This is a genomic window from Pseudoalteromonas sp. SG43-6 (genome assembly GCF_014164365.1).
In the GTDB taxonomy this organism is placed as follows: Bacteria; Pseudomonadota; Gammaproteobacteria; order Enterobacterales; family Alteromonadaceae; genus Pseudoalteromonas; species Pseudoalteromonas rhizosphaerae.
Genome location: NZ_JACJEZ010000190.1, coordinates 1 through 342, shown reverse-complemented (window position 1 = coordinate 342; position 342 = coordinate 1). Strand labels below are relative to the sequence as shown.

General features: G+C 40.9%; 1 pseudogene. It reads right to left on the bottom strand.

The window, feature by feature from the left end:
• A pseudogene (locus H5201_RS22750) lies at positions 1–342 on the bottom strand (IS3 family transposase); the annotation flags it as partial.

The window sequence follows — 342 nt, the reverse complement described above, 5'->3', positions numbered from 1 at the left end:
ATCGTGAACCTGCCATCCCACAATTTTTCGACTAAAAATATCCATCACTAAATACAAGTATAAAAATTCGCCCTTAACCGTTGTTGGCAAATATGTAATATCCCATGTGTAAATTTCGTTCACACCGGTTGCTGTGAGTGCTTTTGGTTTTTTTACCTGCCTGTTTGGCTTCACTTTTTCTCTATGCGTTAATAGGTGGTGACGTTTCATAACCCGGTAAAACGAACTCTCGGATGCTATCCATACCCCTTTATCAAGCAACTTGGGCACTATTTTGCTCGGCGGTAAATGCCCATACTCAGCTGAATTGACTGTTTTGATAATACGCTGTCGCTCTAACTC